Source organism: Nocardia exalbida NBRC 100660 (assembly GCF_000308575.1).
In the GTDB taxonomy this organism is placed as follows: Bacteria; Actinomycetota; Actinomycetes; order Mycobacteriales; family Mycobacteriaceae; genus Nocardia; species Nocardia exalbida.
In genome coordinates this window covers 19,019-41,548 of sequence record NZ_BAFZ01000100.1, presented here as the reverse complement: position 1 = coordinate 41,548, position 22,530 = coordinate 19,019, and the positions used below count along the sequence as shown (strand labels likewise).

At 69.5% G+C, this 22,530-nt stretch carries 22 protein-coding genes; 10 read left to right on the top strand and 12 right to left on the bottom strand.

What is annotated here, in order from left to right; all coding sequences use genetic code 11:
- Window positions 1–38: 38 nt before the first annotated feature.
- Window positions 39–791, bottom strand: a complete 753-nt coding sequence (locus ON29_RS24295) for an SDR family oxidoreductase (protein ID WP_040869808.1) — start codon at window positions 789–791, stop codon at window positions 39–41.
- Between the two features lie 76 nt (window positions 792–867).
- Here ON29_RS24295 and ON29_RS24290 point away from each other — a divergent pair, with 76 nt between their 5' ends.
- On the top strand, window positions 868–1,461 hold the full coding sequence (locus ON29_RS24290; protein ID WP_040869806.1) for a TetR/AcrR family transcriptional regulator: 594 nt from the start codon (window positions 868–870) through the stop codon (window positions 1,459–1,461).
- Here ON29_RS24290 and ON29_RS24285 read toward each other — a convergent pair.
- Both ON29_RS24285 and ON29_RS24280 read right to left on the bottom strand, forming a co-directional pair.
- Window positions 1,458–2,351 carry an Abi-alpha family protein gene (locus tag ON29_RS24285; protein ID WP_040869804.1) on the bottom strand — a complete coding sequence of 298 codons (894 nt, stop codon included), beginning with the start codon at window positions 2,349–2,351 and terminating at the stop codon, window positions 1,458–1,460. The genes ON29_RS24290 and ON29_RS24285 overlap by 4 nt on opposite strands.
- Entirely contained in the window at window positions 2,342–3,616 is a 1,275-nt protein-coding gene (locus tag ON29_RS24280) for a DUF445 domain-containing protein (protein ID WP_245549089.1), read from the bottom strand. The genes ON29_RS24285 and ON29_RS24280 overlap by 10 nt, the downstream gene beginning before the upstream one ends.
- A 241-nt stretch (window positions 3,617–3,857) precedes the next feature.
- On the opposite strand from ON29_RS24280, the gene ON29_RS37255 reads away from it, so the two are divergent.
- Together ON29_RS37255 and ON29_RS24270 are read left to right on the top strand one after the other, a co-directional pair.
- Window positions 3,858–4,736 (top strand): Abi-alpha family protein, encoded by an 879-nt coding sequence (locus tag ON29_RS37255; RefSeq protein WP_083864042.1) that lies wholly within the window; start codon window positions 3,858–3,860, stop codon window positions 4,734–4,736.
- Window positions 4,737–5,180: 444 nt separating this feature from the next.
- Window positions 5,181–5,708 (top strand): nuclear transport factor 2 family protein, encoded by a 528-nt coding sequence (locus ON29_RS24270; protein WP_040869980.1) that lies wholly within the window; start codon window positions 5,181–5,183, stop codon window positions 5,706–5,708.
- Window position 5,709: 1 nt separating this feature from the next.
- Here ON29_RS24270 and ON29_RS24265 read toward each other — a convergent pair whose 3' ends face one another.
- A complete protein-coding gene (locus ON29_RS24265) occupies window positions 5,710–7,353 on the bottom strand; it encodes a peptide chain release factor 3 (RefSeq protein WP_040869803.1) in 1,644 nt (547 codons plus the stop codon).
- Between the two features lie 304 nt (window positions 7,354–7,657).
- On the opposite strand from ON29_RS24265, the gene ON29_RS24260 reads away from it, so the two are divergent.
- Both ON29_RS24260 and pth read left to right on the top strand, forming a co-directional pair.
- Complete coding sequence (locus tag ON29_RS24260) at window positions 7,658–8,260, top strand: 50S ribosomal protein L25/general stress protein Ctc (protein ID WP_040869802.1); 603 nt, start codon at window positions 7,658–7,660, stop codon at window positions 8,258–8,260.
- Window positions 8,253–8,840: an aminoacyl-tRNA hydrolase gene (pth, locus tag ON29_RS24255; protein WP_040869799.1), complete on the top strand. Its 588-nt coding sequence runs from the start codon at window positions 8,253–8,255 to the stop codon at window positions 8,838–8,840. The genes ON29_RS24260 and pth overlap by 8 nt, the downstream gene beginning before the upstream one ends.
- Before the next feature lie 36 nt (window positions 8,841–8,876).
- Here pth and ON29_RS24250 read toward each other — a convergent pair whose 3' ends face one another.
- On the bottom strand, window positions 8,877–10,529 hold the full coding sequence (locus tag ON29_RS24250; RefSeq protein WP_040869797.1) for a fatty acyl-AMP ligase: 1,653 nt from the start codon (window positions 10,527–10,529) through the stop codon (window positions 8,877–8,879).
- Between the two features lie 98 nt (window positions 10,530–10,627).
- Window positions 10,628–11,287 (bottom strand): lysophospholipid acyltransferase family protein, encoded by a 660-nt coding sequence (locus ON29_RS24245; protein WP_040869796.1) that lies wholly within the window; start codon window positions 11,285–11,287, stop codon window positions 10,628–10,630.
- A gap of 105 nt (window positions 11,288–11,392) precedes the next feature.
- Here ON29_RS24245 and ON29_RS24240 point away from each other — a divergent pair, with 105 nt between their 5' ends.
- The gene (locus ON29_RS24240) at window positions 11,393–11,947 is read left to right on the top strand and encodes a TetR/AcrR family transcriptional regulator (RefSeq protein WP_040869795.1); all 555 of its coding nucleotides are present in this window, start codon (window positions 11,393–11,395) and stop codon (window positions 11,945–11,947) included.
- 21 nt (window positions 11,948–11,968) lie between these two features.
- Here the strand turns inward: ON29_RS24240 and ON29_RS24235 are convergent, their stop codons facing one another.
- Window positions 11,969–13,159 (bottom strand): aminotransferase class V-fold PLP-dependent enzyme, encoded by a 1,191-nt coding sequence (locus tag ON29_RS24235; RefSeq protein WP_040869977.1) that lies wholly within the window; start codon window positions 13,157–13,159, stop codon window positions 11,969–11,971.
- A 176-nt stretch (window positions 13,160–13,335) separates the two neighbouring features.
- On the opposite strand from ON29_RS24235, the gene egtA reads away from it, so the two are divergent.
- From egtA to egtD, 4 genes are all read left to right on the top strand, one after another.
- Entirely contained in the window at window positions 13,336–14,676 is a 1,341-nt protein-coding gene (egtA, locus tag ON29_RS24230) for an ergothioneine biosynthesis glutamate--cysteine ligase EgtA (RefSeq protein ID WP_040869793.1), read from the top strand.
- 100 nt (window positions 14,677–14,776) lie between these two features.
- Window positions 14,777–16,123, top strand: coding sequence for an ergothioneine biosynthesis protein EgtB (gene egtB / locus ON29_RS24225; RefSeq protein ID WP_051175550.1), 1,347 nt, complete (start codon window positions 14,777–14,779; stop codon window positions 16,121–16,123).
- 87 nt (window positions 16,124–16,210) lie between these two features.
- Complete coding sequence (gene egtC / locus ON29_RS24220; protein WP_040869792.1) at window positions 16,211–17,020, top strand: ergothioneine biosynthesis protein EgtC; 810 nt, start codon at window positions 16,211–16,213, stop codon at window positions 17,018–17,020.
- A gap of 17 nt (window positions 17,021–17,037) precedes the next feature.
- Window positions 17,038–18,009 carry an L-histidine N(alpha)-methyltransferase gene (gene egtD, locus ON29_RS24215; RefSeq protein ID WP_040869791.1) on the top strand — a complete coding sequence of 324 codons (972 nt, stop codon included), beginning with the start codon at window positions 17,038–17,040 and terminating at the stop codon, window positions 18,007–18,009.
- 22 nt (window positions 18,010–18,031) lie between these two features.
- On the opposite strand, the gene ON29_RS24210 is transcribed toward egtD, so the two are convergent.
- From ON29_RS24210 to glmU, 5 genes are all read right to left on the bottom strand, one after another.
- On the bottom strand, window positions 18,032–18,679 hold the full coding sequence (locus ON29_RS24210; RefSeq protein WP_040869790.1) for a DUF2461 domain-containing protein: 648 nt from the start codon (window positions 18,677–18,679) through the stop codon (window positions 18,032–18,034).
- Between the two features lie 50 nt (window positions 18,680–18,729).
- Window positions 18,730–19,578: a DUF4190 domain-containing protein gene (locus ON29_RS36730; RefSeq protein ID WP_040869788.1), complete on the bottom strand. Its 849-nt coding sequence runs from the start codon at window positions 19,576–19,578 to the stop codon at window positions 18,730–18,732.
- A 104-nt stretch (window positions 19,579–19,682) separates the two neighbouring features.
- Complete coding sequence (locus ON29_RS24200; protein ID WP_040869787.1) at window positions 19,683–19,961, bottom strand: hypothetical protein; 279 nt, start codon at window positions 19,959–19,961, stop codon at window positions 19,683–19,685.
- A gap of 94 nt (window positions 19,962–20,055) precedes the next feature.
- Window positions 20,056–21,036 carry a ribose-phosphate diphosphokinase gene (locus ON29_RS24195; RefSeq protein ID WP_040869786.1) on the bottom strand — a complete coding sequence of 327 codons (981 nt, stop codon included), beginning with the start codon at window positions 21,034–21,036 and terminating at the stop codon, window positions 20,056–20,058.
- Window positions 21,033–22,523: a bifunctional UDP-N-acetylglucosamine diphosphorylase/glucosamine-1-phosphate N-acetyltransferase GlmU gene (glmU, locus tag ON29_RS24190; protein WP_040869784.1), complete on the bottom strand. Its 1,491-nt coding sequence runs from the start codon at window positions 22,521–22,523 to the stop codon at window positions 21,033–21,035. The genes ON29_RS24195 and glmU overlap by 4 nt, the downstream gene beginning before the upstream one ends.
- Window positions 22,524–22,530: the final 7 nt, after the last annotated feature.

Here is a 22,530-nt window from a genome sequence, read left to right as displayed (position 1 = left end):
TGCGAAAAGGAACCGGGGGCGGGGCGATCCCCGGGCCGTTACAGCAGTCCACCGCCGGTGGCGTCGATCCACTGCCCGGTCACCCAGCGCGCCTCGTCGGAGGCGAGGAACCCGACCACGTCGGCCACGTCGGCGGGCTGCCCCACTCGTTGCAGCGGGGACATCGCCGCCACCGCCGCCTGGGTTTCGGCGTTGCGCAGCCAGTTCGCGTTCATGTCGGTGTCGATGATGCCGGGGGCCACGGCGTTCACGGTGATGCCACGTGCCCCGACCTCCTTGGCGAGCACGCTGGTGAAACTGTCGATGGCGCCCTTGGTCATGGTGTAGGCGATCAGCTGCGGCATGTACGCGCCGTGGGTAAGGCCGGTGGAGATGTTGACGATCCGCCCACCCGGCCGCAACCGGTCCAGGCCGAGACGGGTGATGAAGAAGGGCGCCTTGGCGTTGATCGCGAAGACCCGGTCGAACGCCGCCTCGTCGGTCCCGGCGATCGGCTCCCGGATGCCGTCGGTGCCCGCGTTGTTCACCAGGATGTCCAGGCCGTCGGCGTGCGCGTCGAAGGCCGCCCACAGCGCCTCGGCGTCACCGGGCACGCCCAGTTCGGCGCGGATCGCGAATGCCGCGCCGCCCGATGCCTCGATCGCGGCCACGGTCGCCTTCGCGGCCTGCTCGTCGCTGTTGTAGTGAACCGCCACCCGTGCGCCGTCACGGGCCAGTCGTTCGGCTATCGCCCGGCCGATACCCCGGCTGCTTCCGGTCACCAGTGCCGTCTTGCCTGTCAGTGCGCCCATCACGCGCCCCTTTCTCTAGCGGTCGCTACAGAAAGAAAGGTAGCACATTCTCTAGTGATCGCTATAAAATTGCCGCATGAGTACCACGACCCGCGGGCGGCCCCGATCCTTCGACCGGGACGCGGCACTGGAGAAGGCCATGCGGCTGTTCTGGGAACGCGGGTACGAGGCCACGTCGATCGGAGACCTCACCGCGGCGATGGGAATCGGTGCGCCCAGCCTGTACGCGGCGTTCGGAGACAAGAAAACGTTGTTCGCCGAGGTCGTCGCGACATTCGGCGCGCGCTACGGCGGTTTCGTCACGCGGGCGCTCGCCGAGGAGGGCACCGCCGACGCGGCGGTCCGGCGCATCCTGCGCGAGGCGGCGGTGGAGTACACCCGGCCGGCGTGCCCGCACGGCTGTCTGGTGATCAGCGCGGGCGTCAACACCACGAGCGCCGAGATCGCCGATTTCCTGCGCGACATGCGCAACCGGAACATCGACGCGTTCGCCGCGCGCATCCAGGCCGACATCGACGCGGGCGTCCTGTCGCCGAACCTGGACGCGCGCACGCTGGCCCGCTATGTCGGCACGGTGATGCAGGGAATGTCCCAGGCGGCGCGGGACGGCGCGAGCCGGGCCGAATTGGAGCGGGTGGCCGAGCTGGCGCTGCGCGGCTGGGAACCCTAGTGCCCCGAGGCGCGTCCGTCCTGCACCACCACGGGCAGGCAGGTGCGCACGAAGTCCGCGCCGAAGTCGGTGAGCACCACGCTGCGGTAGATCACCTTGGTGCCGAAACCGGACCGCTTCAGCATCTCCCGCACCGGTGACTGCGCCTCCAGCAGCTGATACCGGTTCGGATTGCCGACCGGCTCGCGCGCGTGCTCGACCAGGCCCAGTCTGCGCAGGTTGGTCAGGTACTGCTGGATCCGGTTGGGGAAGCGCAGGCCGGCGTGCTCACCGATCAGGGTGAGCATCGAGCCGAGGCGTTCGGAACCGAGCGCGCGCGGGCGTCCGGTGCGGATGTCGATCGAGGGCTGCGGCCCGTCCAGATGCAGGAAACGCAGGATGCGCGCCTCGTCGGGGGTCAGCTCGGCGAGCATGCCCGCGAAGGCCGGATGGTTGTCGTCCTCGCCGTGCGGGCTCGCCGACAACCGCAGCAGCGCGGCGCCCTGCTCGCGCAGCGTCGGCACGGCGTCCTGCGCGGGCGGTTGCGCGGCGGCGGACAGGCCGAGCGCTTTGCGCATCGCGTCACGGACTTCGGACTCCGCCTCGGCCAGCACTTCTCGCGGCGGCGCTCCCTCGATGCTGCGCCGCACGACGGTCGAGGTGACGTCGACCGCGGTGCCGACTCCCCAGGAGGTCACCCCGGTGACGGCGGTCCACGCGACCCGTGCGACGCCCGTAGCGGCACGCACGGTGGCCACGGGAACCGTGACCCGTCTTGGTGATTCGTCGGTGTGAGCGATGTCCGAAGCCGGCCGCCGGGCGATCTCCTGCGATGGCCCGGCATTCGCCGCCGTCGCGTCGAGGTGCTCGACGGCCTCGGGATCGCCGTCGTCCGGACTCGCTACAGCCATGATGTCGCCACTCCCGTTCCGAAGATCAGGATATGAGCGTATCCGGCGAAGAGCCCCAGCACGCCGCCATGGACGAAAAGGAGCCATTCATCCTGTTTGATGGCCGCGCGAAGCATGTCGACGAAGTCCGGCGGCGACAACATCGCCATCTGCCTGGCGATGTATTCGTTGATCTGCCTGCCCTGGCGGACATTGAACTCCGGGTCCGCGAACGCGATCGGCGCGATGGACATGGCTTCGTTGGTGAAGGTCGATTGCAGCGAGTCGTATTCGCGGCTGCCGAGCATGAATTTGACCGCAGGGCGCGCGGGGCCGAGCGCGCGGTCGGCGGCCGGGCGCAGCGTGTCCTCCAGCATCTGCATGGTGCGATCCGAGCGCGGGCCGTTGAGCAACTCGTCGCCGATATTCGCCACGGTGATCACCTGGCTGGAAACCAATTCCGCGTATCCGTCAGTGATTTCGGACTTGCGTTTGATCAGCAGGCCCTGCCGCCACGGGACCCACCACTTCGGATATGCGGGCGCGAAGATCATATTGATGCCGATCCAGTTGACCACCCAGCCGATGATCACACCGCCGATCGGCAGCACGACCAGGCTGGACCAGCCGCTCAGATGCAGGATGGCCACCAGCAGCACGCCCATCGGCGCGCCGAAGTAGAAACCGAAGTTCTGCATGAATCGCAGTTCCTTCGCGCCGAGCACTTGGAACAGCGTGTTGAGCAGATGCGGCCGGGCCTGGAAGTAGCGGATCACCATCTGCTTCACATCGAGCAGCTGATCGATATTCGCGCCCAATTCCTCGGTCAGCTCACGCAGGATCTCCGGCAGCTGCTGGCGCACCCTGGCATGCACCATGTCGCGCACCTGGGCGGGCAGGTTGTACCAGAGCTGAGGATGCTCGCGGCGCAGGATGTCCTCGACGATGTCCTTGATCTGCGCGTCGGCGATGCTGGTGAGGTGCTCGGCCAGCTTGTCCGGCTCGAGCTCCCGGTAGAAGTCGGCTACGCTGCCCAGCTTGGCCAGGCCCTTGTCGACCGCGATGCTCGCCATCTTGTCGGCGCGCGACGGGACGATGCCCTGCCACCCGAACCGGCCGTCGTAGCTGAGCAGCGGGAGGACCTGAATTCGCTTGGGCAGGAATGGATACAGCGCGCGCAGGCCCGGCACTCGGACGCCGTGGAAGGCGACCGGCTTGAACAGCATGAGCACGCCGGTCCAGTTGGTGATGTAGCCGATCACGCCGGTGAAAAGCGGTATGGTCACGAGCTCGAGGAGGATCGTGGGGTGGATTCCGAATACGCTCTCTAACACGACACCCTCCTGCCGATACACCGGTGATCGCCGCCTCACCGGCACCCAAAACTAGCACCCCCTCCTCGAAGAAACCCTATTGCGCGCCGCGTGCCGGTCGCACTGTCCGAGTCAGGCGGTGCGAATGACCCGCGACACAAGGGGAAGTAATCTGTGGAGCGGATTCGTTCCCCCCGGCGATATCGGAGAAAACGTGGCAGACGACAGGACCGGACAGGACGTGGCTCGGCCAGGTTCCCGCGCCGTCGAGCGCAGTTCGGATGTCGAACAGCGGCAGATCAGCAATGAGGCACGGCTGATCCGCGGCGTGTTCCGCGCGGCAGGAGTGGCCGCGGGCACCGTCGTGCGCGGAAGCCAATGGGCGGTCGGCACGACCTACGAGGTCACCAGGGAGATCACCCAGGCCGCGCTGGACGGGGAGTCCTCGGCCGAGATCGCCGAGCGGACCGGAAACGCGTTGCGTTCCATCGCCCGCAGCGCTCTCGGCGTCACCGAGGGCTCGGTCCGGGAGATCGTCAGCTACGTCCCGACCTCCAACGGCCCCACCTCGCAGCAGCCGCTGACCGTCGGCCCCTACCTGCGCTCGGCGAGCACCGAGGAGTTGCGCCGCCGTGGCGACGCGCTGCTGGCCAGGTCCGCCGACGTCTACTTCACCGAGGACGTGCACCCGGCCTACGACCGCATCCTCGACGAACTCGCTCCCGACGAGGCGCGCATCCTGCGCTTCATGGCGCTCAACGGCCCGCAGCCCGCGGTCGACGTGCGCACCAACCGGCCGCTGGGGATCGGCTCGGAACTGGTGCAGGGCGATCTCACCTCGGTGCCCGAGCAGGCCGGCGTGCGCTACCCCGACCGCGCGCGCTCCTACCTGATCAATCTCAATCGCCTCGGGCTGACACTGACCTCGGACGATCCGGTGGTGCTCAGCCGGTACATGGTGCTCGAGGTGCAGCCCGTGGTGGAGGCGGCGCTGAAGAAGGCGGGCCGGGCGCCGAAGATCGTGCGCAAGAGTCTCCGGCTGACGGAGTTCGGCGAGGACTTCTGCCGTACCTGCTTCACGATCGGAAGCTGACCCCGAAGTTGATCTTGACCGGACTGCTCCGCTCGCCGTGATAGCAATCTGATACAACCCTCCCAATCCGGCACTCGGGATGGGATTGTTGAGGGTATGGATCAGCGAACCGGCGGGCAGGGGCGCGGCGACCCAGGTTTGGGCATCGCTGGGCAAGTGCGTAACGACCGGGGCACGGGCTCCGGTGGGCCGCAGCGCGACGACCTGGGATTTCCCCCGGTCGGCCAGGAGCGCGGCGGGGTGGACACCGATTCCGGCATACCGGAGCCGGAGGAACGAGATTTCGACCCGGTCGGTGCGGGTCCGGACCGCGACAGGCGGGCGACCAGCGCCGGTGAAGGGGATGCTGACGCCGACGACCCGCTGCGCTTCGACGCGGGAACCATCGACTTCGGCCAGGTGCGCGACGATCCACGGGCGGGCCGCGGCCGCGACGAGCGGGAGCTGGACGACGTCTCGGCGATCTTCCGGCTGAAGTACCGGTACCTGCGCACCCTCGACACCAAATCCTGGGATGACTTCGCCGACACCATGGTGCCCGAGGCGACCGCGACCTACAGCGAATATCTGCAGTTCGAATCACGCGAGGCGTTCATCGCGTTCATGCGCAACACGCTCGGGCCGCACGTGATCACCGAGCACCGCTGCGACCACCCGGAGATCGATGTGGACGGCGACACCGCGACCGGCACGTGGTACCTCGCCGACACGGTGCTCATTCCGGGCCACAACATGCTGCTGCGCGGCGCGGCCTTCTACACCGACCGCTACGTCCGCTGCGACGACGGCCACTGGCGCATCTCGCACACCGGCTACGAACGCACCTACGAAGTGGTGCTCTCCCTCAGCGACCTGCCCAGCCTGCGGCTGACCTCGAGCCGCTGGGGCCTGATCGCGAAAGAAGACGGCATCTCTTCGATCGAACGCGACCCCGGGACCCCGCCGATGCGGCCGGAGTCCGAGGCCGGCTGACTCAGTCGGCGGTGGCCACCAGGGGCTCCAAGGTGAGCGCCGGGTGCTCCTTCTCGATGTATTGCAGCCGCCATTTATCGCTGAACAGCGCGAGCAGCGCACCGTCTGAGCGGGTGAACACCTCCACCCCGCGCTGCCGCCCGAGTTCCTCCGCCGACGCGGCATCGGTGCGCCGGGCCAGCGTGTAGCCGAGGTGTTCCATCGTGGTCTCGACGTTGAACTCCGTGAGCATGCGCGCGGTCACCACTTCGAACTGCATCGGGCCGACGGCCGCCAGGACCGGAGCGGCGTCGCCGCGGATGTCGTTGCGCAGCACCTGCACGACGCCCTCGGAATCGAGCTGGTCCATCGCCTTGCGGAACTGCTTGTACTTGCCCGCGCTACGGGCCCGCAGCACGGCGAAATGCTCCGGTGCGAACGACGGGATCGGCGGGAACTCCACCTTCTTGTCCACGAACAGCGTGTGCCCCGGAGCCAGCGCCGTCGCGTTGACCAGGCCCACGACGTCACCGGGGTAGGCGGTGTCGACGGTGGCGCGTTCGCGGCCGAACACGGTCAGCGCGTACTTGGTGGCGAACGGCCGCCCGGTCTGCGCGTGGGTGACCACCATGCCGCGTTCGAACTCGCCCGACACGATCCGCATGAACGCGAGCCGGTCCCGGTGGGCGGAGTCCATGCCCGCCTGCACCTTGAACACCACCGCGCTGAACGGATCGCCGGTCTCGCGCGGCTTGCCCTCGACATCGCGGCGCGGACCCGGGGCGGGCGCGAGCGCCACCAGGGTCTCCAGCAGCTGCCGCACGCCGAAGTTCAGCATCGCGGAGGCGTAGATGACCGGTGAGGTCTGCCCGGCCAGGAACAACTCCTGGTCGTGGTCCTGGCCGGTGGCCGAGAGCAGTTCGCTCTCCTCCGCGGCGGTGGTCCACGGCTCGCCTTCGCGCGCCTGGGCGGCCTCCGGAGTCAGCGACTCCTCCGGCGCGATGGTCGCGCCGCCCGCGGTGCGGGTGAAGTGGATGTATTCGAGCGCCGCGCCGTCCGGGCCGCGGCGCAGCAGGCCGCGGAAATCTCCCGCGATACCGACCGGGAGGAACAGCGGGGTGGGGGTGAGGCCGATCCGCTCGTCGATCTCGTCGAGCAGCTCCAGCGGAGCCCGGCCCGGCCGGTCCCACTTGTTGATCACGGTGATCACCGGGATGCCGCGGTGGCGGCAGACCTGGAACAGCTTCAGCGTCTGCGGCTCCAGGCCCTTGGCGGCGTCGATCAGCATCACCGCGGCGTCGACGGCGGTGAGCACCCGGTAGGTGTCCTCGGAGAAATCGGAGTGGCCGGGGGTGTCCACCAGGTTGATGACGCTGTCGACCTCGGACCCCGCGGCGCGGTAGTTGAACTGCAGAGCGGTCGAGCTGACCGAGATACCGCGCGCCTTCTCCATCTCCATCCAGTCCGAGACGGTGGACTTGCGCCCGGCCTTGCCGTGGATCGCGCCCGCCTCGGAGATCATCCTGGCGTGCAGGGCGAGTGCCTCGGTGAGCGTGGACTTGCCGGCGTCGGGGTGAGAGATCACCGCGAACGTGCGCCGGCGGGCCACCTCCGCGGACAGCCCGCGGGGTGCGGGCGCGACAACACCCTCAGGGGAGGCGCTCAACGCAAGACAACCTTTCGCAGACGACCGATCGGCAACCACGCCAGCGTACGCGACTCGCTCGAGCGCGAGCCGAACCGCCGGTGACCACCCGATTCAAAGAGCGCCTCTGCGCTGGGGTATGGTGTTCGGGTTGTCTCGGCGAGGGTGACCGCAGACCAGTTTTGCGGCACCGTGATCGACGCGGCTCGGCTTCCGGCCGTCCTCGTTCGGTCTTCGCCCCGACGAGTAGACCACCCCCGTCAGGTGTGCGGAACCCCTGACGTGTAACTGACAGCCCGGAAGAGCCGTAGGAGTAGATCCAGTCATGTCCGACGTCAACCTTCTCGAAGCATCCGTACGTACCGAGTTCGGCAAGGGCGCCGCCCGTCGTACCCGTCGTGCGGGCAACGTCCCGGCCGTGCTGTACGGCCATCAGGCCGACCCGCAGCACCTGTCGGTGAACGCCCAGGCCTTCGCCGCCATCCTGCGTGAGCACGGCACCAACGCGGTGCTCAACCTCGTCATCGACGGCCAGAAGCAGCTCGCGCTGACCAAGTCCGTTGTGGTGCACCCGATCCGTCGATACATCGAGCACGCCGACCTGCTGATCATCAAGCGCGGCGAGAAGGTCACCGCCGACGTGAACGTCACCGTCGCCGGCGACGCCGCCCCCGGCACCCTGGTCACCCAGGAAGCCACCACCGTCTCCGTCCTGGCCGACGCGCTGAAGCTGCCCGAGGCCATCGAGGTCTCCGTCGAGGGTGTCGAGGCCGGCACCCAGATCACCGCGGGCGAGCTGCAGCTGCCCGAGGGCGTCGAGCTGGCCGCCGATGCGGAGATCCTGATCGTCAACGTGATCGCCGCCCCGGCCGCCGAGCCCGTCGAGGGCGAGGAAGCGGCCGAGGCCGAGGGCGAGAGCGCTGAGTAACAGCGCACCGTCCGCCGGGCCCGCGCTCGTCGTCGGACTGGGCAACCCCGGTCCCGAATACGAGCGCACCCGGCACAATGTGGGTTTCCTGGTCGCCGACGTGCTCGCCGAGCGCGTCGGCGGCCGTTTCGGTGTGCACAAGAAATCCGGCGCCGACCTGCTGCAGGCGCGGCTGGATGGGCGCCAGGTGCTGATCGCGAAGCCGCGGTCGTTCATGAATCTGTCCGGGCGGCCGGTGGCCGCGCTGGCGAAGTTCTTCTCCGTGCCGCCGACCGAGGTGATCGTCGTGCACGACGAACTCGACCTGCCGTTCGGCGCCATCCGGCTCAAGCGCGGCGGCGGCGAGGGCGGGCACAACGGTCTGCGCTCCGTCTCCAGCGCCCTGACCACCAAGGACTACCTGCGCACCCGCATCGGCATCGGCCGCCCGCCGGGCCGGCAGGATCCGGCCGACTACGTGCTGAAGCCGTTCTCCGCGCCGGAGCGCAAAGAGGTCCCGGTGATCGTCGAGCAGGCCGCCGACGCGGTGGAGCTGCTGCTGCGCGTGGGTCTGGAGACCGCGCAGAACCAAGTGCACTGAGGCGCGCCTCGCTCGATACGAGGTGCGCCCGGCCGATCATCCGCGCGGCAGGTGGATCGCGGTCGCGGCCCTGCGCAGTTTGCCCGAAGAGGTCTTCGGCAGTGCGCCGGGGCCGAGCACGGTGACGGTGCGCGGCCGAGCGCCGACCTCCGCGAACACCGAATGCACGATCTCGCGCTCGATGCGCTTGACCTCCTCGGGGTTCTGGTGGCTGCCGCTCTCCACCACCACGGCGAAGCTCTCCCGCTTCTGGCCCGCGTCGAGGCGCACCGCCACCGCGTTGCCCGGACGTACGCCGCTCACCCTGGTCGCGGCGCGCTCGATGTCGGTGGGGTAGATGTTGCGGCCGCCCATGATGATCACGTCCTTCATCCGGCCGCACACCACGATCAGCCCCTCGTCGGTGAAGTAGCCGATGTCGCCGGTGTCCAGCCAGCCCTCGTCGTCCTGGGCCGGTTGGAATCCGTCCACCGTCACATACCCGGAAGTGACCGCGGGGCCGCGCAATTCGATCACCCCCACCGACCGGGTAGGCAGCGGCTGACGTTCGCTGTCGACGATCCGGCCCTCCAGATGGTCGACCAGATAGCCGAGGGTGGGCAGCCTGCGGATGTTGGCGGGCTGGCCGTGCTCCTCCGGCACGGGCACCGCCTTGCCGATCGCTTCGAGCAGATCGGCATCGATCACGTCGAGCACCTGTCCGTGACCGGCGTCGGGGATCGACACCGCGAGCGTCGTCTCGGCCATGCCGTAGACGGGGGTGAGCGCCATCGGGTTGAGCCCGAAGCGTTTCCCGGCGGCGGCCAGAGCGTCCATGGTGTCCGGATCCACCGGTTCGGCGCCGTTCCACATGTAGCGCACGCTGCTGAGGTCGAACGCGCCGTCATCGGCCTGCCGCAGCCGCCGGGCCAGCAGCGAATAGGCGAAATTCGGTGCGGCGGTGACGGTTCCGCGGTACTTGCTGATCAGCTCGGCCCACAGCAGCGGCCTGGTGAGGAAGTCCAGCGGCGTCACGCACACCACTTCGGCGCCGAATTGCATGGGGACGCTGAGGAATCCGACCATGCCCATGTCGTGGAACAGGGGCAGCCAGCTGACCATCACGTCGTCGTCGACCTGGAATTTCACCCGGTCGAACATGGCGTGGGCGTTGACGTAGAAGTTCTCGTGCGTGATCCGGACCGCCTTGGGCGAGCCGGTGGACCCGGAGGTCAACTGCTGCAACGCGATATCGCCCTCGGCGGCGGGCACCGGGTCGGTGTCGGGCCCGTCGGGCAGCTGGTCGATGCGCACCACGGTGATACCGCGTTCGCGCAGCAGCGGCTCGGCCGCCTCGAACGGCGCGCCCAGCACGACCGCGCGCGCTTCGATCATGGTCAGCACGGTCTCGGTGTCGCGCGCCCAGACCACCAGATCGGTGCGCGGAGTCGGCTGGTGCAGCATGGTGATCGACGCGCCGCGCATCCAGACGGCCTGGCAGGCCGGGGCGATGTCGACCGGCATGCCCGCGAGCACACCGACCGCGTCGCCGTGCCCGATGCCCGCTTCGGCCAGCCCGCCCGCCATGCGCCGGGCGATCCGGTGGATCTCCGCCCAGGTGCGCCGCAGCGGGGCGCTGGGCTCGCCGGTTACCAGTCCGCGCTCGGAGTTTCGCGCCGTGGCATACATCTCGTCGGTGAACCTGCTCAACGTTCATCTCCTAACCACCAGCTGTCGCCGGGAACCGGCCTCCCCCCACTATCCCGCCATCGCGGGGCGGCGTTAACCCCTTTTCCGGGGGCCCCAGGTCACAGCGACGAGAAGGTGGCCGCGTAGCGATCGACATAGCACCGGCCCGAGCGCGCGGCCAGCTCGCGCATCAGCTCGTCGGTGGCGGCGCGCACCATGTGGCGCTGCTCGGCGGGCGGGTAGCGGCGCGGCGCCCCGAACTCGATGCGCACTTTGCCGAAACGCGGCAGACGACTGCCGCGTGGGTTCACCCGGTCGGTGCCCGACAGCGTCACCGGAACGACCGGCGCGCCGGTGGCCATGGCGACCCGCAGGGTGCCGGTACGGCCGCGGTAGATCCGCCCGTCCGGTGAACGGGTGCCCTCGGGATGGATCGCCCAGACCCCGCCTGCTTCCAGGATGCGGGTGGCCGCCGCCAGTGCGCCCGCGGCGGCGTCGCCGCCCGTCCGGTCGACCGGAACCTGCCCGGAGACCGAGTAGAACCACCGATTGAACCGGCCGCGCAGGCCCTTCCCGGTGAAGTACTCCTGTTTCGCCAGGAACGTCACGCGCCGGGGGATGACCAGCGCGAGGTAGAGCGAGTCGATCACGGCGAGGTGATTGGCCGCGATGATCACCGGCCCTGTGCGCGGGATGTTGTCCGGCCCCGCGACATCGGGCCTGCCCAGCAGCCGCAGCAGCGGACCGAGCAGCACGTACTTGAACAGCGAGTACCACATGTAGACCTCCGTAGACGAACGCGTAGACATTGTCTACCGCATCGCGTAGACAGTGTCTATGTGCGGGAGTGTGGTTCTGCCGTGGCATGCGTAGACAATGTCCGCATGCCCGAGAGCGAGACGCTGCGAGATCGACTGGTCGACGTCGGCGTCGATCTGCTCGAGGAGGTGGGCGCCGCGCACCTGGGGTTGCGCGCGATCACCCGGGCGGCGGGCGTCTCCCACGGTGCGCCGCGGCGCTACTTCCCGACCCACCGCGCACTGCTGGCCGCCATCGCCGCGCGGGGGTTCGCCGACCTCGCCGACCGGTTCACGGCGGTGGAGGCCGAGTCCGCGCGCGACCGTCTCGGGCGGATGAGCGCCGAGTACATCGAGTTCGCCGCGCGGCGGCCGGAGATGTTCACCCTGATGTTCCGGCACGATCTGCTCGAAGGCTCCGGCGAGAATCTGCGGTCGGTCACCCTGCCGCTGTTCGCGCGGTTCGCCGAGCTGGTCGGCGCTGCGGCGGGCACGACCGATCCGCGCGACCGCGCGATCGCCCTGTGGACGAATCTGCACGGCATCGCCACCGCGCGGGCCAATCGCAGCCTGCGTCTGGTCGCACCGGGCGCCGACGTCGAGGCTCTGGTGGCCAGGGCCCTGGCGGTGCATCTGGCCTGAGTGTCGCGGGCCGCTCGCGGCTCAAGCGCGCAGTTCCGCCACCGCGGCGACGAAGCGATCGAGTTCGTCGAAGCCGACGAAGCAGTGCGGCGAGGCGCGCACCACGGAGGCGAGGCCACGGCCGGTCATATCCAGCAGGGTCGAACCGGCGTGGCTGACCGTGACCGTGATGTCCTGCGCCAGCAGCCGGTCGCGCACCTCGCCGGAGTCGACGCCGTCCACGGTGAACGACACGATGCCGCTGTGCCGCAGACCGATGTCGCGCACGGTCACCCCGGGAATCTCCGGCAGCGCCTTGCGCAGGTGCTCGGCGCGGGCCGCGATCGCGGCGTAGACATCTTCCGGGCCCAGTTCGAGCAGGTATCGCACGGCGGCGCCCAGGCCGAGCCTGCCCGCGACGTCGCACTCCCAGAACTCGAAGCGGCTGGCATCGGGCGCGAGCCGGTAGTCGTGCGGGCCGGTCCATTGCGCGCCATGCAGGTCGAGCCGGGCGGGTTCGATCGAGCGCGCCAACTCCGGCCGCAGGTAGAGGAAACCGGTGCCGCGCGGGCCGCGCAGCCACTTGCGGCCGGTGGCCGACAAGGCGTCGACGCCGAGTTCGGCCACGTCCAGGGGCAGCTGGCCGGCGGACTGACAGGCGTCCAGCAGCACCAGCGCGCCGACCGAGTGCGCGATCCGGGTCGCCTCGGCGGCTGGATTGACCAGCCCGCCGTTGGTCGGCGCGTGCAGCACCGACACCAGCTTGACCCGTTCGTCGACCAGCGTCGACAGCGCGTCCAAGTCGATCTGCCCGGTCCCGTCGCTGGGAATCGTCTCCACCGTGGCGCCGGTGGCGCGGGCCCGCTGGAGAGCGGCGATGGCGTTGCTGGCGTAGTCCGCCTCGGAGACCAGGATGCGATCGCCCGCGGCGAGCGGTACCGAGTAGAAGAAGTCCGCCCACGAGCGCGTGGCGCTGTCGCTGAGCGCGATGCTCTCGGGTGCGGCGTTGATCAGCGCGCCGATCACGGTCTTGACATCGGCCAGATCGTCGAGCCGCTCGTTCGCGGCACGATAGCCGCCGATCTCCGCCTCCCTGCGCAGATGCGCGACGACGGTGTCGGTGACGACCCGTGGGGGTAGCGACGATCCGGCGCTGTCGAGGAAAACGGGTCCCGGTCCGGGCCCCGGCGCGCATCCGGGAGTGTCGGCTCGTACGCGATCGTCATCCAGCATGGAGCCGACCTTATCGGGTGAATTGTTCGGCTTCATGTCGGTTTCTTGTCGGCCTGCGTCGCTACGCTGGATGGATCGCCGCACTCGAATTTCGGCCGGGGAGTGGAATACCACCGCGGAGAATGGCGATAACCGAAGAGCAGCGGACTACGTCCCGGAGCCCACTGGAGGTTGGCATGGCGGTCACGCTCGAGAGTCCTGAGTCGGCCGGGTGTGCCACCGAGCAGGGAGAACTGTCCTCCCGCGCGGCGGCGGAAGCATATGTCGGAGGGGTGTGTTTCAAGCTCGGGCCACCGGCGCTGATCGGCGCCGAACTCGAATGGCTCACGGTGCAGGGTGAGTGTTCGGCGTCGGGTCCCTCGGCCGCTCCGCGCCCCCAGCTGTCCGCCATGGCGGACGCACTCGGACCGTACGCACCACGGTCCATCGCCCCCGATTCGCCGGCGCTCGCCTTGCCGGGGGGCAGCCGGGTCACTCTGGAACCCGGCGGTCAGATCGAACTCTCCAGCGCTCCCTACGGAGCTGCCGCGCAGCTGTGTGATCGGCTGCGCGATGATGCCCGCCTGTTGCGGGAACTTCTCGAATCCCGGTCCATCCGGACCGTTTCCGTCGCCGCCGACGCGGACCGCCGCCCCAAGCGCTTGCTTCAGCTGCCGCGCTATCGCGCGATGGAGCGCTCCTTCGGCGGCGTCGGGCCGTTCGGCAAACTGATGATGTGCAATACCGCGGCCACCCAGGTCAGCGTCGACGCGGGGGCCGACCGCGCGGACGTCACCGCGCGCTGGAGCGCCCTGTACGCCGTCGGCCCGGCGCTGCTGGCCGCCTTCGCCTGTTCACCCGGCCTGCGTGGCGCGCCGCCGGGCACATGGGCGTCTCAGCGCATGCGGGCCTGGTTGCGGCTGGACAACACGCGCACCCGCCCGCCGGTGCTGGACTGGGCCGACCCGATCGCCGCGTACGGCAGATGGGCGCTGGACGTGCCGCTGCTGTGCGTGCGCCGACCGGACGGCGGCGCCGAGGGCGGCAACGGCGACTGCGCGGAATGGTCCGCACCGCCCGGTGCGACCTTCGCCGACTGGCTGTCCGGCGCACTGGACGACGAGGTCGGCCGCCGCCCCGGCATCGGCGACCTCGACTACCACCTGACCACGCTGTTCCCGCCGGTGCGCGCCTCGGGCCACCTGGAGGTCCGCTACATCGACGCCCAGCCCGGCGACGCGTGGACCGTGCCGGTGCACGTGATCGACGCGCTCATGTCCAGCCCGGCGGTGGTCGCGGAGGCGAGCTCGATCGCCGCGCCGCTGGCCGGCCGCTGGGTCGATGCCGCCCGCTACGGATTGGCCGATCCCGACATCAGGGCCGGTGCGGTCGCCCTGCTACGCCTGGCGGCCGAGCACACCGCGACCGACGACGCGGCCCGCGCCGTGGAATCCGCCGCGAAACGATGTCGCCACGGACGCACCCCGACCGAGGACGACACCGAGCACAGCACGGAGCCCACGGAGACAGCCCTGTGACCAGCAGCCGACCGCATTTCCCCGACAGCGACCCGGTCGACCGCGCCGAGTCGCCCAGCAGCGCAGACGCCGATCAGCACGAATCCCGGAGACGTTTCCCGTGACCACTTCCCATTCCGCCTTCACCGACCACTCCGGTACCGAACAGCTGCGTGACCGGATCGCCGAGGTGCTCACGCGCGCCCGGCAACGCACGCTCACCCTCACCGACTGCCTCGACGAAGCCGAACTGGTAGCCCAGCATTCGCGACTGATGAGCCCGCTCGTCTGGGACCTCGCGCACATCGGCAATCAGGAAGAACTCTGGCTCGTGCGCGACGTCGGCGGACGCGACGCGGTGCGCGCCGACATCGACGAGCTCTACGACGCCTTCAAACACGCCCGCGCGAACCGGCCCGAACTACCGTTGCTCGATCCCGGCCAGGCCCGCGACTACGTCGGCGCCGTGCGCGACAAGGTGTGGGATGTGCTGGAGCGCAGCGACCTACGAGGTCGGCCACTGATCGATGACGGGTTCGCGTTCGGCATGATCGCCCAGCACGAGCAGCAGCACGACGAGACCATGCTGGCCACCCATCAGTTGCGCGCGGGCGCACCCGTGCTCGCCGCGGCGGCCGCACCCACCGCCGCGGCGCCGGTCACCGGGGAAGTCGTGATCCCCGCCGGCGAATTCACCATGGGCACCTCGACCGACGTGTGGGCGCTGGACAACGAACGCCCCGCCCATCCGGTCCGGGTGCCCGGCTTCGCGATCGACGCCGCGCCGGTGACCAACGAGCAATACCTGGCTTTCATCGACGACGGCGGCTATGAGCGGCCCGAGCTCTGGTCCGAGCGCGGCTGGGCGCACCGCACCGAGGCAGGCCTCGTCGCGCCGCAGTTCTGGGAGCGCGATCCGTCCGGGCGCTGGTGGCGGCGGGTATTCGGGGTGATGACCCCGCTGCGGCCGCGGCAGCCGGTCGTACACGTGTGCTGGTTCGAGGCCGAGGCCTACGCGAACTGGGCGGGTAAGCGCCTGCCCACCGAAGCGGAGTGGGAGAAGGCGGCCAGGTTCGATCCGGCCACCGGCGCCTCGCGCCGATTCCCGTGGGGCGACGCCGATCCCGACGCGACCACCGCGAACCTCGGGCAGCGGCATCTGGAACCCGCCGAGGTCGGCGCGTATCCGTCCGGCGCGTCTCCCGCGGGCGTGCACCAGCTGATCGGTGACGTGTGGGAATGGACCGCTTCGGGTTTCGAGCCGTATCCGGGCTTCCGCGTGTTCCCGTACCGGGAGTACTCCGAGGTGTTCTTCGGCGGCGATTACCGCGTGCTGCGCGGCGGTTCCTTCGGCACCGATCCGGTGGCCTGTCGCGGCACCTTCCGCAACTGGGACCATCCCATCCGTCGCCAGATCTTCGCCGGTTTCCGCCTGGCGCGGGACCTGGGTCCGGGAGAAGGCGAGTGAGCGACGCCCGTCATTCCGGCCTGCGGCCGGACCGTGGTCACGCGGTGAGCGGACCGCACCGGTCGAAGGTGGCTTCGGCGGGTGCCGATGTGTAGACACCTGGGTTACATCGGCCCGCCGGTGCGGGTAGGCGACATGTTGACCCTCGGCTCCCATTCGCTGCGCACGCAGGCGTGGGCGCCGCGCGACATGCGCCACGGCGGCACCATCAACGCCGACGGGTTCGGCGTCGCCTGGTGGCGCGTCGGAGTGGACGACACGGTCACCGCCAGCCGCTACCGCAACGCGGCGCCGATCTGGACCGACCCGGCCGTGGAGGAGGTGCTTCCGCAGTTGGAGTCCGCCGCCGTGCTCGCAGCGGTGCGGTCGGCGACGGTCGGCATGCCGGTCGAGCGGTCCGCCTGCGCGCCGTTCACCCGTGACCGCTGGGCGTTCAGTCACAACGGCGTGGTGCCGGACTGGCGGCGCACGCTGACCGGCGTGGCCGAGGAGTTCGCGCTCATCGCCGCCGAACTCGGCGCCGAGGATCTGTTCACCCCCGCGCGGTTGCTGGAGGCGGAATCCGCCACCGACGCGGCCACGCTGTGGGTACTGCTGTGCGATCTGCTGGCGACCGGCGCACCGGACGGCGAATGGTCCGCCGCTCCGGCGGCACTGCGGCTGCTGGTGTCCGCGATCCTCGACCGGGCGCCGGAAGCACGCCTGAATCTCCTGCTCTCCGACGGCGCACAACTGTGGGCGACCACCTGCCACCATTCGTTGTCGGTGCTGGTCACCGACGATTTCGCGCTCATGTCCTCCGAACCCTTCGACGACGACCCCCGCTGGCGGTCGATCCCGGACCGCAGCCTGGTGAGCGCCAGGCCCGGCGCGCTGTCCGTCGACGCCCTCCTCTGACCCGAAAGGCCCGTGCCATGACCGCAGCCACGCTGGACATCCACCTCACCGAAGACGACCTGAACACGGCGCTCCGCTCGGACGCCACACAGGGCCTGACCGCGACCCCGAAATGGCTGCCGCCCAAATGGTTCTACGACGCCAAGGGCAGCGAACTGTTCGAGCGGATCACCGAACTGCCCGAGTACTACCCGACGCGCACCGAGCGCGCGCTGCTCGAGCGGGTGGTCGACGAGATCGCCGACGCCGCCCAGGCCGAGGTGCTGGTCGAACTCGGCGCCGGATCGGCGGCCAAGACCCGCCTGCTGCTCACCGCCCTCAGCGCCCGCGGACCCTTGAAGACGTATGTACCGCAGGACGTTTCGTCCGCGGCGCTGCGAGCGGCCGCCGACGAGGTCGCGGCCGAGTTCCCTGGTCTCGGCGTGCACGGTGTGGTCAGCGATTTCACCGACACCCTGGACAACCTCCCGCGCGGCGGGCGCCGGATGATCGCCTTCCTCGGCGGCACCATCGGCAACCTCGTCCCCGAGGAGAGGGCCGAATTCCTCGCCGGGATCCACGCCGTGCTCGAACCGGGTGAGCAACTGCTGCTCGGCGCCGGGCTGGTCACCGACCCGGCGGTGCTCGTGCCCGCCTACGACGACGCGGCGGGCGTCACCGCCGAGTTCAACCGGAATGTGCTGCACGTGTTGAACGCCCGCCTGCGCGCCGACTTCGAACCGGAGAAGTTCCGGCACATCGCGGTCTGGGACGCGGCGCGGGAGTGGATCGAGATGCGACTGGAGGCGAGCGAGGACATGACCGTCACGGTCGCCGACCTCGGTCTCACCGTGCGTTTCGGCCGCGGCGAACAGATGCGCACCGAGATCTCCGCGAAGTTCCGGGTCGAGGGGCTCGACGCCGAGCTCGCCGCCGCGGGCTTCGCCACCGGTCATGTGTGGACCGATCCGGACGATCGCTTCGCGCTGATCCTCGCCGGACGGCGCTGACCGGGGCTCCGGTCGGCGGCGGTCACCTGGAGGGCGCGCCGCCGATCACCGCCGCGAGCCACTCGACCAGCGGCCGCATCGTCTCCCACGCGGCGCGGACCTCCTTCGCCGTCCGTGGCGTGTCCAGCCAGCCGGGTGCGCCGAATTCCCTGCCGCACGTGATGGATTTGTGCCGCAGCAGGTCGATGCGCGGATGGTCGGCGTCGTAACCCTTGGGTTTGGTCTTCAGCTTCTCGCCGCCGATGGTGAAGCCGGCGCCGGCGAGTTTCGCGAGGATCGCCGCCAGTTCGCCGCCGCGCACCTCGTCATCGATGGTGGCGCGCAGTTGCGCGAGTTGATCGGGCGAGCCCTGGTAGAAGCCGCCGCCGACGAACAGGCCCGCCGCGTTGACCTGGACATACCAGCCGACGCCGGGCGCGGCGCGCACCACCGCGCCCTGCGCGGTCTTGTACGGCGTCTTGTCCTTGGCGAATCGCACGTCCCGGTATGGCCGGAAGATCTTCGCCGCGCCGAAATCCGGCTCGAGCTCGGCTACGAGCGCCTTCATCGGCGTGAGTATCGATTCTTCGTAAATATTCTTGTGCGCGGTCCAGAAAGCCTTGGAGTTGTCGGCCTCCATGTCTTCGTAGAAGTCCAGCCCGGCCAGCGGGAAGCCTGTGAATCCGGTCATGCGCGCACACTCGCCGCGCTGGTGTCACCGAAGGAACGCATACCGGAAATCTACGTCGTGAAGTCTCCGCCGAACACGGCGAATCCCACGATGAAGCCGATGACCATCCCGACGGCCGCCGCGATCGCTGCCCATTTGCCGAGCGATTCGCCCTTGTTGTGCCCGACGATCCCCAGGACTATCCCGGCCGGACCGAACAAGATCGGGCAGAACAGCACCGCGATCACCGCGCAGACGAACCCGATGATCGAGTACACCTGGCTCCCCGGTGGCCTCGGCGGGGTGGCATACGGTTCGTACCCCTCCTGCGGGTAGGACGGGTAGCCGTACTGCGGACCGGCAGCCGGTTGGTCGTACCCTCCGCCCGCCGGGTACGGAGGTTGCCCGGTCGGCGGATACGGTTGCCCGGCGTCGGCGGGCTGTCCGTACGGCGGGTGGGGCGGTTGTCCGCCCGACCCGTATCGAGCGTGGTCGTCCGGCGTGAACCGGCGCGTCTCCTCGTCGGTCGGAGGCTGGGGAGCGGAACTCGACAGCGGGGATCCCGGCGCGGCGGGTTCGGCGCCCCAGGACTGCTGGCCGCCCGGTCCGTCGGCGCCCCAGGGCTGAGGTTCGGCCGGTTGACCGCTGGGTTCCGCGCCCCACTGACCGCCCAGCGGGCCCGCGGGCGGTGTGCCGCCCGACTGCCACCATTGGTCCGCCGGGCCCTGCTCGCTTTCCGGTGGCCGCGCGGCGGCCGGATCGTGCTCGGTGGGTGGTGCGCCGGTCTGGGCCGGGGCGGCGCCGGTCAGTGGCTGAGCAGGCTCGTCACCCGAGGTCTCACCGGTCGGTTTCGGCAACGACGGTGCCTCCGGCTCCCGCCGCTCGTCGTCGGTGTGGTCCGGATCCTTCGGCGTGCTCATCGCACCCTCCTCGTGTCGTCCCGGTCACGCAACCTATGCCTACCACGCTGCACGCATCGTCATAGCCGATTGCTACAGCGCGGCGCGTCGGGGCGGTATTCGGTTCAGAGGTCCTCGTCGTCGACGAGCTCGATATCGTCGACGATCTCGATCGCGGCCACCTCGGCGGACCGGTCGTCCGCCTCGTCGTCCTCGGTGCGGCCGTCGTGCGGCGTCCACTCCCGATCCAGCTCGTCATCGATGCCGAGCCTGCCGTCGTCCTCGTCCTCGTGGTAGCGGATGCGCAGGTCGTCGGGCGGATCCTCGATATTGCGCTGATACTCGCGGATCTCGTCCTCTTGGTCGTCATCCCCCATCTCGGTCTCCAACGGGTCACGGTCCATACCCCCAGTATCCCCGCCGATCGCCGCGGCTGACGCGAACGCGGAAACGGCGGCCCGGACCGGAGTCCGAGCCGCCGTTTCCGCGGTGTGAGGCTTAGGCGTTGCCGTTGAAAAGGCCGGTGACCGAACCGTTTTCGAAGACCTCGCGGATGGTGCGGGCCAGCAGCGGCGCGATGGAGAGCACGGTGAGCTGCGGGAACTTCTTCTCTTCCACCAGGGGCAGGGTGTTGGTCACCACGACCTCCTTGGCGCCGCAGTTGGCGAGGCGCTCGGCGGCGGGCGCGCTCAGCACGCCGTGGGTCGCGGCGATGACCACGTCACCCGCGCCGGCCTCCTTGAGCACCTTGACCGCGCCCGCGATGGTGCCGCCGGTGTCGATCATGTCGTCGATCAGGATGCAGGTGCGGCCCTCGACCTCGCCGACCACGCGGTTGGACTTCACCTGGTTGGGCACCAGCGGGTCGCGGGTCTTGTGGATGAAGGCCAGCGGCGAGCCGCCCAGCGAGTCGGCCCACTTCTCGGCGACGCGCACGCGGCCGGAGTCCGGGGAGACGACGGTGATGTGCTCGAGGCTGTAGTTGGTGCGGATGTACTCCGCCAGCTGCAGCTGTGCGTGCATGTGATCGACGGGGCCGTCGAAGAAGCCCTGGATCTGGTCGGTGTGCAGGTCGACGGTGATGATCCGGTCCGCGCCCGCGGTCTTCAGCAGATCCGCGACCAGGCGGGCCGAGATGGGCTCGCGGCCGCGGTGCTTCTTGTCCTGGCGGGCGTACGGGTAGAACGGCAGCACAGCGGTGATCCGCTTGGCCGAGCCACGCTTGAGCGCGTCGATCATGATGAGCTGCTCCATCAGCCACTGGTTCAGTGGCGCGGGGAAGCTCTGCAGGACGAAGGCGTCGGAACCACGGACCGACTCCTCGAACCGGACGAAGATCTCGCCGTTGGCGAAGTCCCGCGCGATCTGCGGCGTGACGTGGACGTCGAGTTCCTTGGCGACCTGCTCGGCCAGCTCAGGATGAGCGCGTCCCGAGAAGAGCATCAGGTTCTTCTGGTTATCGATCCATGACGCGGTCACTGCTGATTGCCATCCTTTTGCTCTATTGCCTGACCCGACATCTCCTTGGCCGCGACGGCTTCCGCCGCCGCGCGGGCCGCGTCCGTCCCAGGACGGTGTCGCTGCACCCAGCCCTCGATGTTCTTCTGCGGTCCGCCGGAGACCGCGAGAGCTCCGGGCGGAACGTTTCTGCGCAGTACAGTACCCGCCGCCGTATAGGCTCCGTCACCCACCGTCACCGGCGCGACGAACATGGTGTCGCTGCCGGTGCGCACGTGCGAGCCGACCACGGTGTGGTGCTTGGTCACCCCGTCGTAGTTGACGAAGACGCTGGACGCACCGATGTTGCTGTGCTCCCCGATGGTGGCGTCGCCGACGTAGGTCAGGTGCGGCACCTTCGAATGCGCGCCGATCGAGGCGTTCTTGGTCTCGACGAACGCGCCGAGCTTGCCCACCTCGCCCACGACGGTGCCGGGCCGCAGGTAGCTGAACGGGCCGATGGTCGCCTTCGGGCCGATGGTGGCCCCCTCGCCGTGGGTGCGGATCACCCGGGCGCCGTCGCCGACGACGACATCGGTGAGCGTGCTGTCCGGGCCGATCTCGGCGTCCTCGCCGACGACGGTGTTGCCGATAAGTTGCACGCCGGGGCGAAGCACGGCGTCCCTTCCGATGCGCACACCGGCGTCGACCCAGGTCGAGGCGGGATCCATGATCGTGACGCCCGCGCGCATGTGGCGTTCCAGGATGTAGCGGTTGAGCGTGTGCGCCGCCGAGGCCAGTTGCACCCGGTCGTTGACGCCGGTGACCTTGGCCGCGTCGACCAGGCGTGCGCCGTGCACCGGGTGACCGGCCTCGCGGGCCAGGCGCAGCACGTCGGTGAGGTACAGCTCGTGCTGGGCGTTGGCGGTGGACAACCGGCTGATCATGGTGCGCAGCACCGCCGCGTCGAACGCGTACACACCGGAGTTCACCTCGGTGATCGCGGCCTGCTCCGGGGTGGCGTCGGCGTGCTCGACGATCTCGGCCAGCTGGCCCTCCGCGTCGCGCACGATGCGGCCGTAGCCGTTCGGGTCCGGCGGTACGAAGGTCAGCACGGTGACCGCGGGGCGTTCGGCGTAGCTGCGGTGCTCGTCGAGGAGTGCGGCCAAGGTGTGCCCGTCCAGCAGCGGCACGTCCGCGGAGGTGACCAGTACGTCACCGGTGAATCCGACGGGCAGGGCGGCCAGCGCGCATTGCACGGCGTGCCCGGTGCCGAGCTGCTCTTCCTGGATCGCGGGGGTGATCTCCCGGCCCAGCTCGTCGGCCACCGCGTTCACCGCGGCGCCGACTTGCTCGCGGTCGTGCCCCACCACGGTGATGAGGTACGCGGGGTCGATCTCGTTCGCCGCATGCAGCGCGTGCGCGAGCATGCTCCGACCGGCCAGCGAATGCAGGACCTTGGGGGTCTTCGACCGCATTCGTGTCCCGGCACCGGCTGCGAGAACGACGACGGCGGTCTGCTGTGGCATGGATCTC

Bases quoted from the DNA above. Each gene is read 5' to 3' on its own strand.
- ON29_RS36730 (WP_040869788.1), bottom strand. From the start codon at position 19,578: ATGAGCACGCCGAAGGATCCGGACCACACCGACGACGAGCGGCGGGAG.
- ON29_RS24245 (WP_040869796.1), bottom strand. From the start codon at position 11,287: ATGTGGTACTCGCTGTTCAAGTACGTGCTGCTCGGTCCGCTGCTGCGG.
- egtC (WP_040869792.1), top strand. From the start codon at position 16,211: ATGTGTAGACACCTGGGTTACATCGGCCCGCCGGTGCGGGTAGGCGAC.
- ON29_RS24210 (WP_040869790.1), bottom strand. From the start codon at position 18,679: ATGACCGGATTCACAGGCTTCCCGCTGGCCGGGCTGGACTTCTACGAA.
- ON29_RS24240 (WP_040869795.1), top strand. From the start codon at position 11,393: ATGCCCGAGAGCGAGACGCTGCGAGATCGACTGGTCGACGTCGGCGTC.
- egtD (WP_040869791.1), top strand. From the start codon at position 17,038: ATGACCGCAGCCACGCTGGACATCCACCTCACCGAAGACGACCTGAAC.
- ON29_RS24285 (WP_040869804.1), bottom strand. From the start codon at position 2,351: ATGGCTGTAGCGAGTCCGGACGACGGCGATCCCGAGGCCGTCGAGCAC.
- ON29_RS24290 (WP_040869806.1), top strand. From the start codon at position 868: ATGAGTACCACGACCCGCGGGCGGCCCCGATCCTTCGACCGGGACGCG.
- ON29_RS24295 (WP_040869808.1), bottom strand. From the start codon at position 791: ATGGGCGCACTGACAGGCAAGACGGCACTGGTGACCGGAAGCAGCCGG.
- egtA (WP_040869793.1), top strand. From the start codon at position 13,336: ATGGCGGTCACGCTCGAGAGTCCTGAGTCGGCCGGGTGTGCCACCGAG.
- ON29_RS24260 (WP_040869802.1), top strand. From the start codon at position 7,658: ATGTCCGACGTCAACCTTCTCGAAGCATCCGTACGTACCGAGTTCGGC.
- ON29_RS24200 (WP_040869787.1), bottom strand. From the start codon at position 19,961: ATGGACCGTGACCCGTTGGAGACCGAGATGGGGGATGACGACCAAGAG.
- glmU (WP_040869784.1), bottom strand. From the start codon at position 22,523: ATGCCACAGCAGACCGCCGTCGTCGTTCTCGCAGCCGGTGCCGGGACA.
- ON29_RS24235 (WP_040869977.1), bottom strand. From the start codon at position 13,159: ATGCTGGATGACGATCGCGTACGAGCCGACACTCCCGGATGCGCGCCG.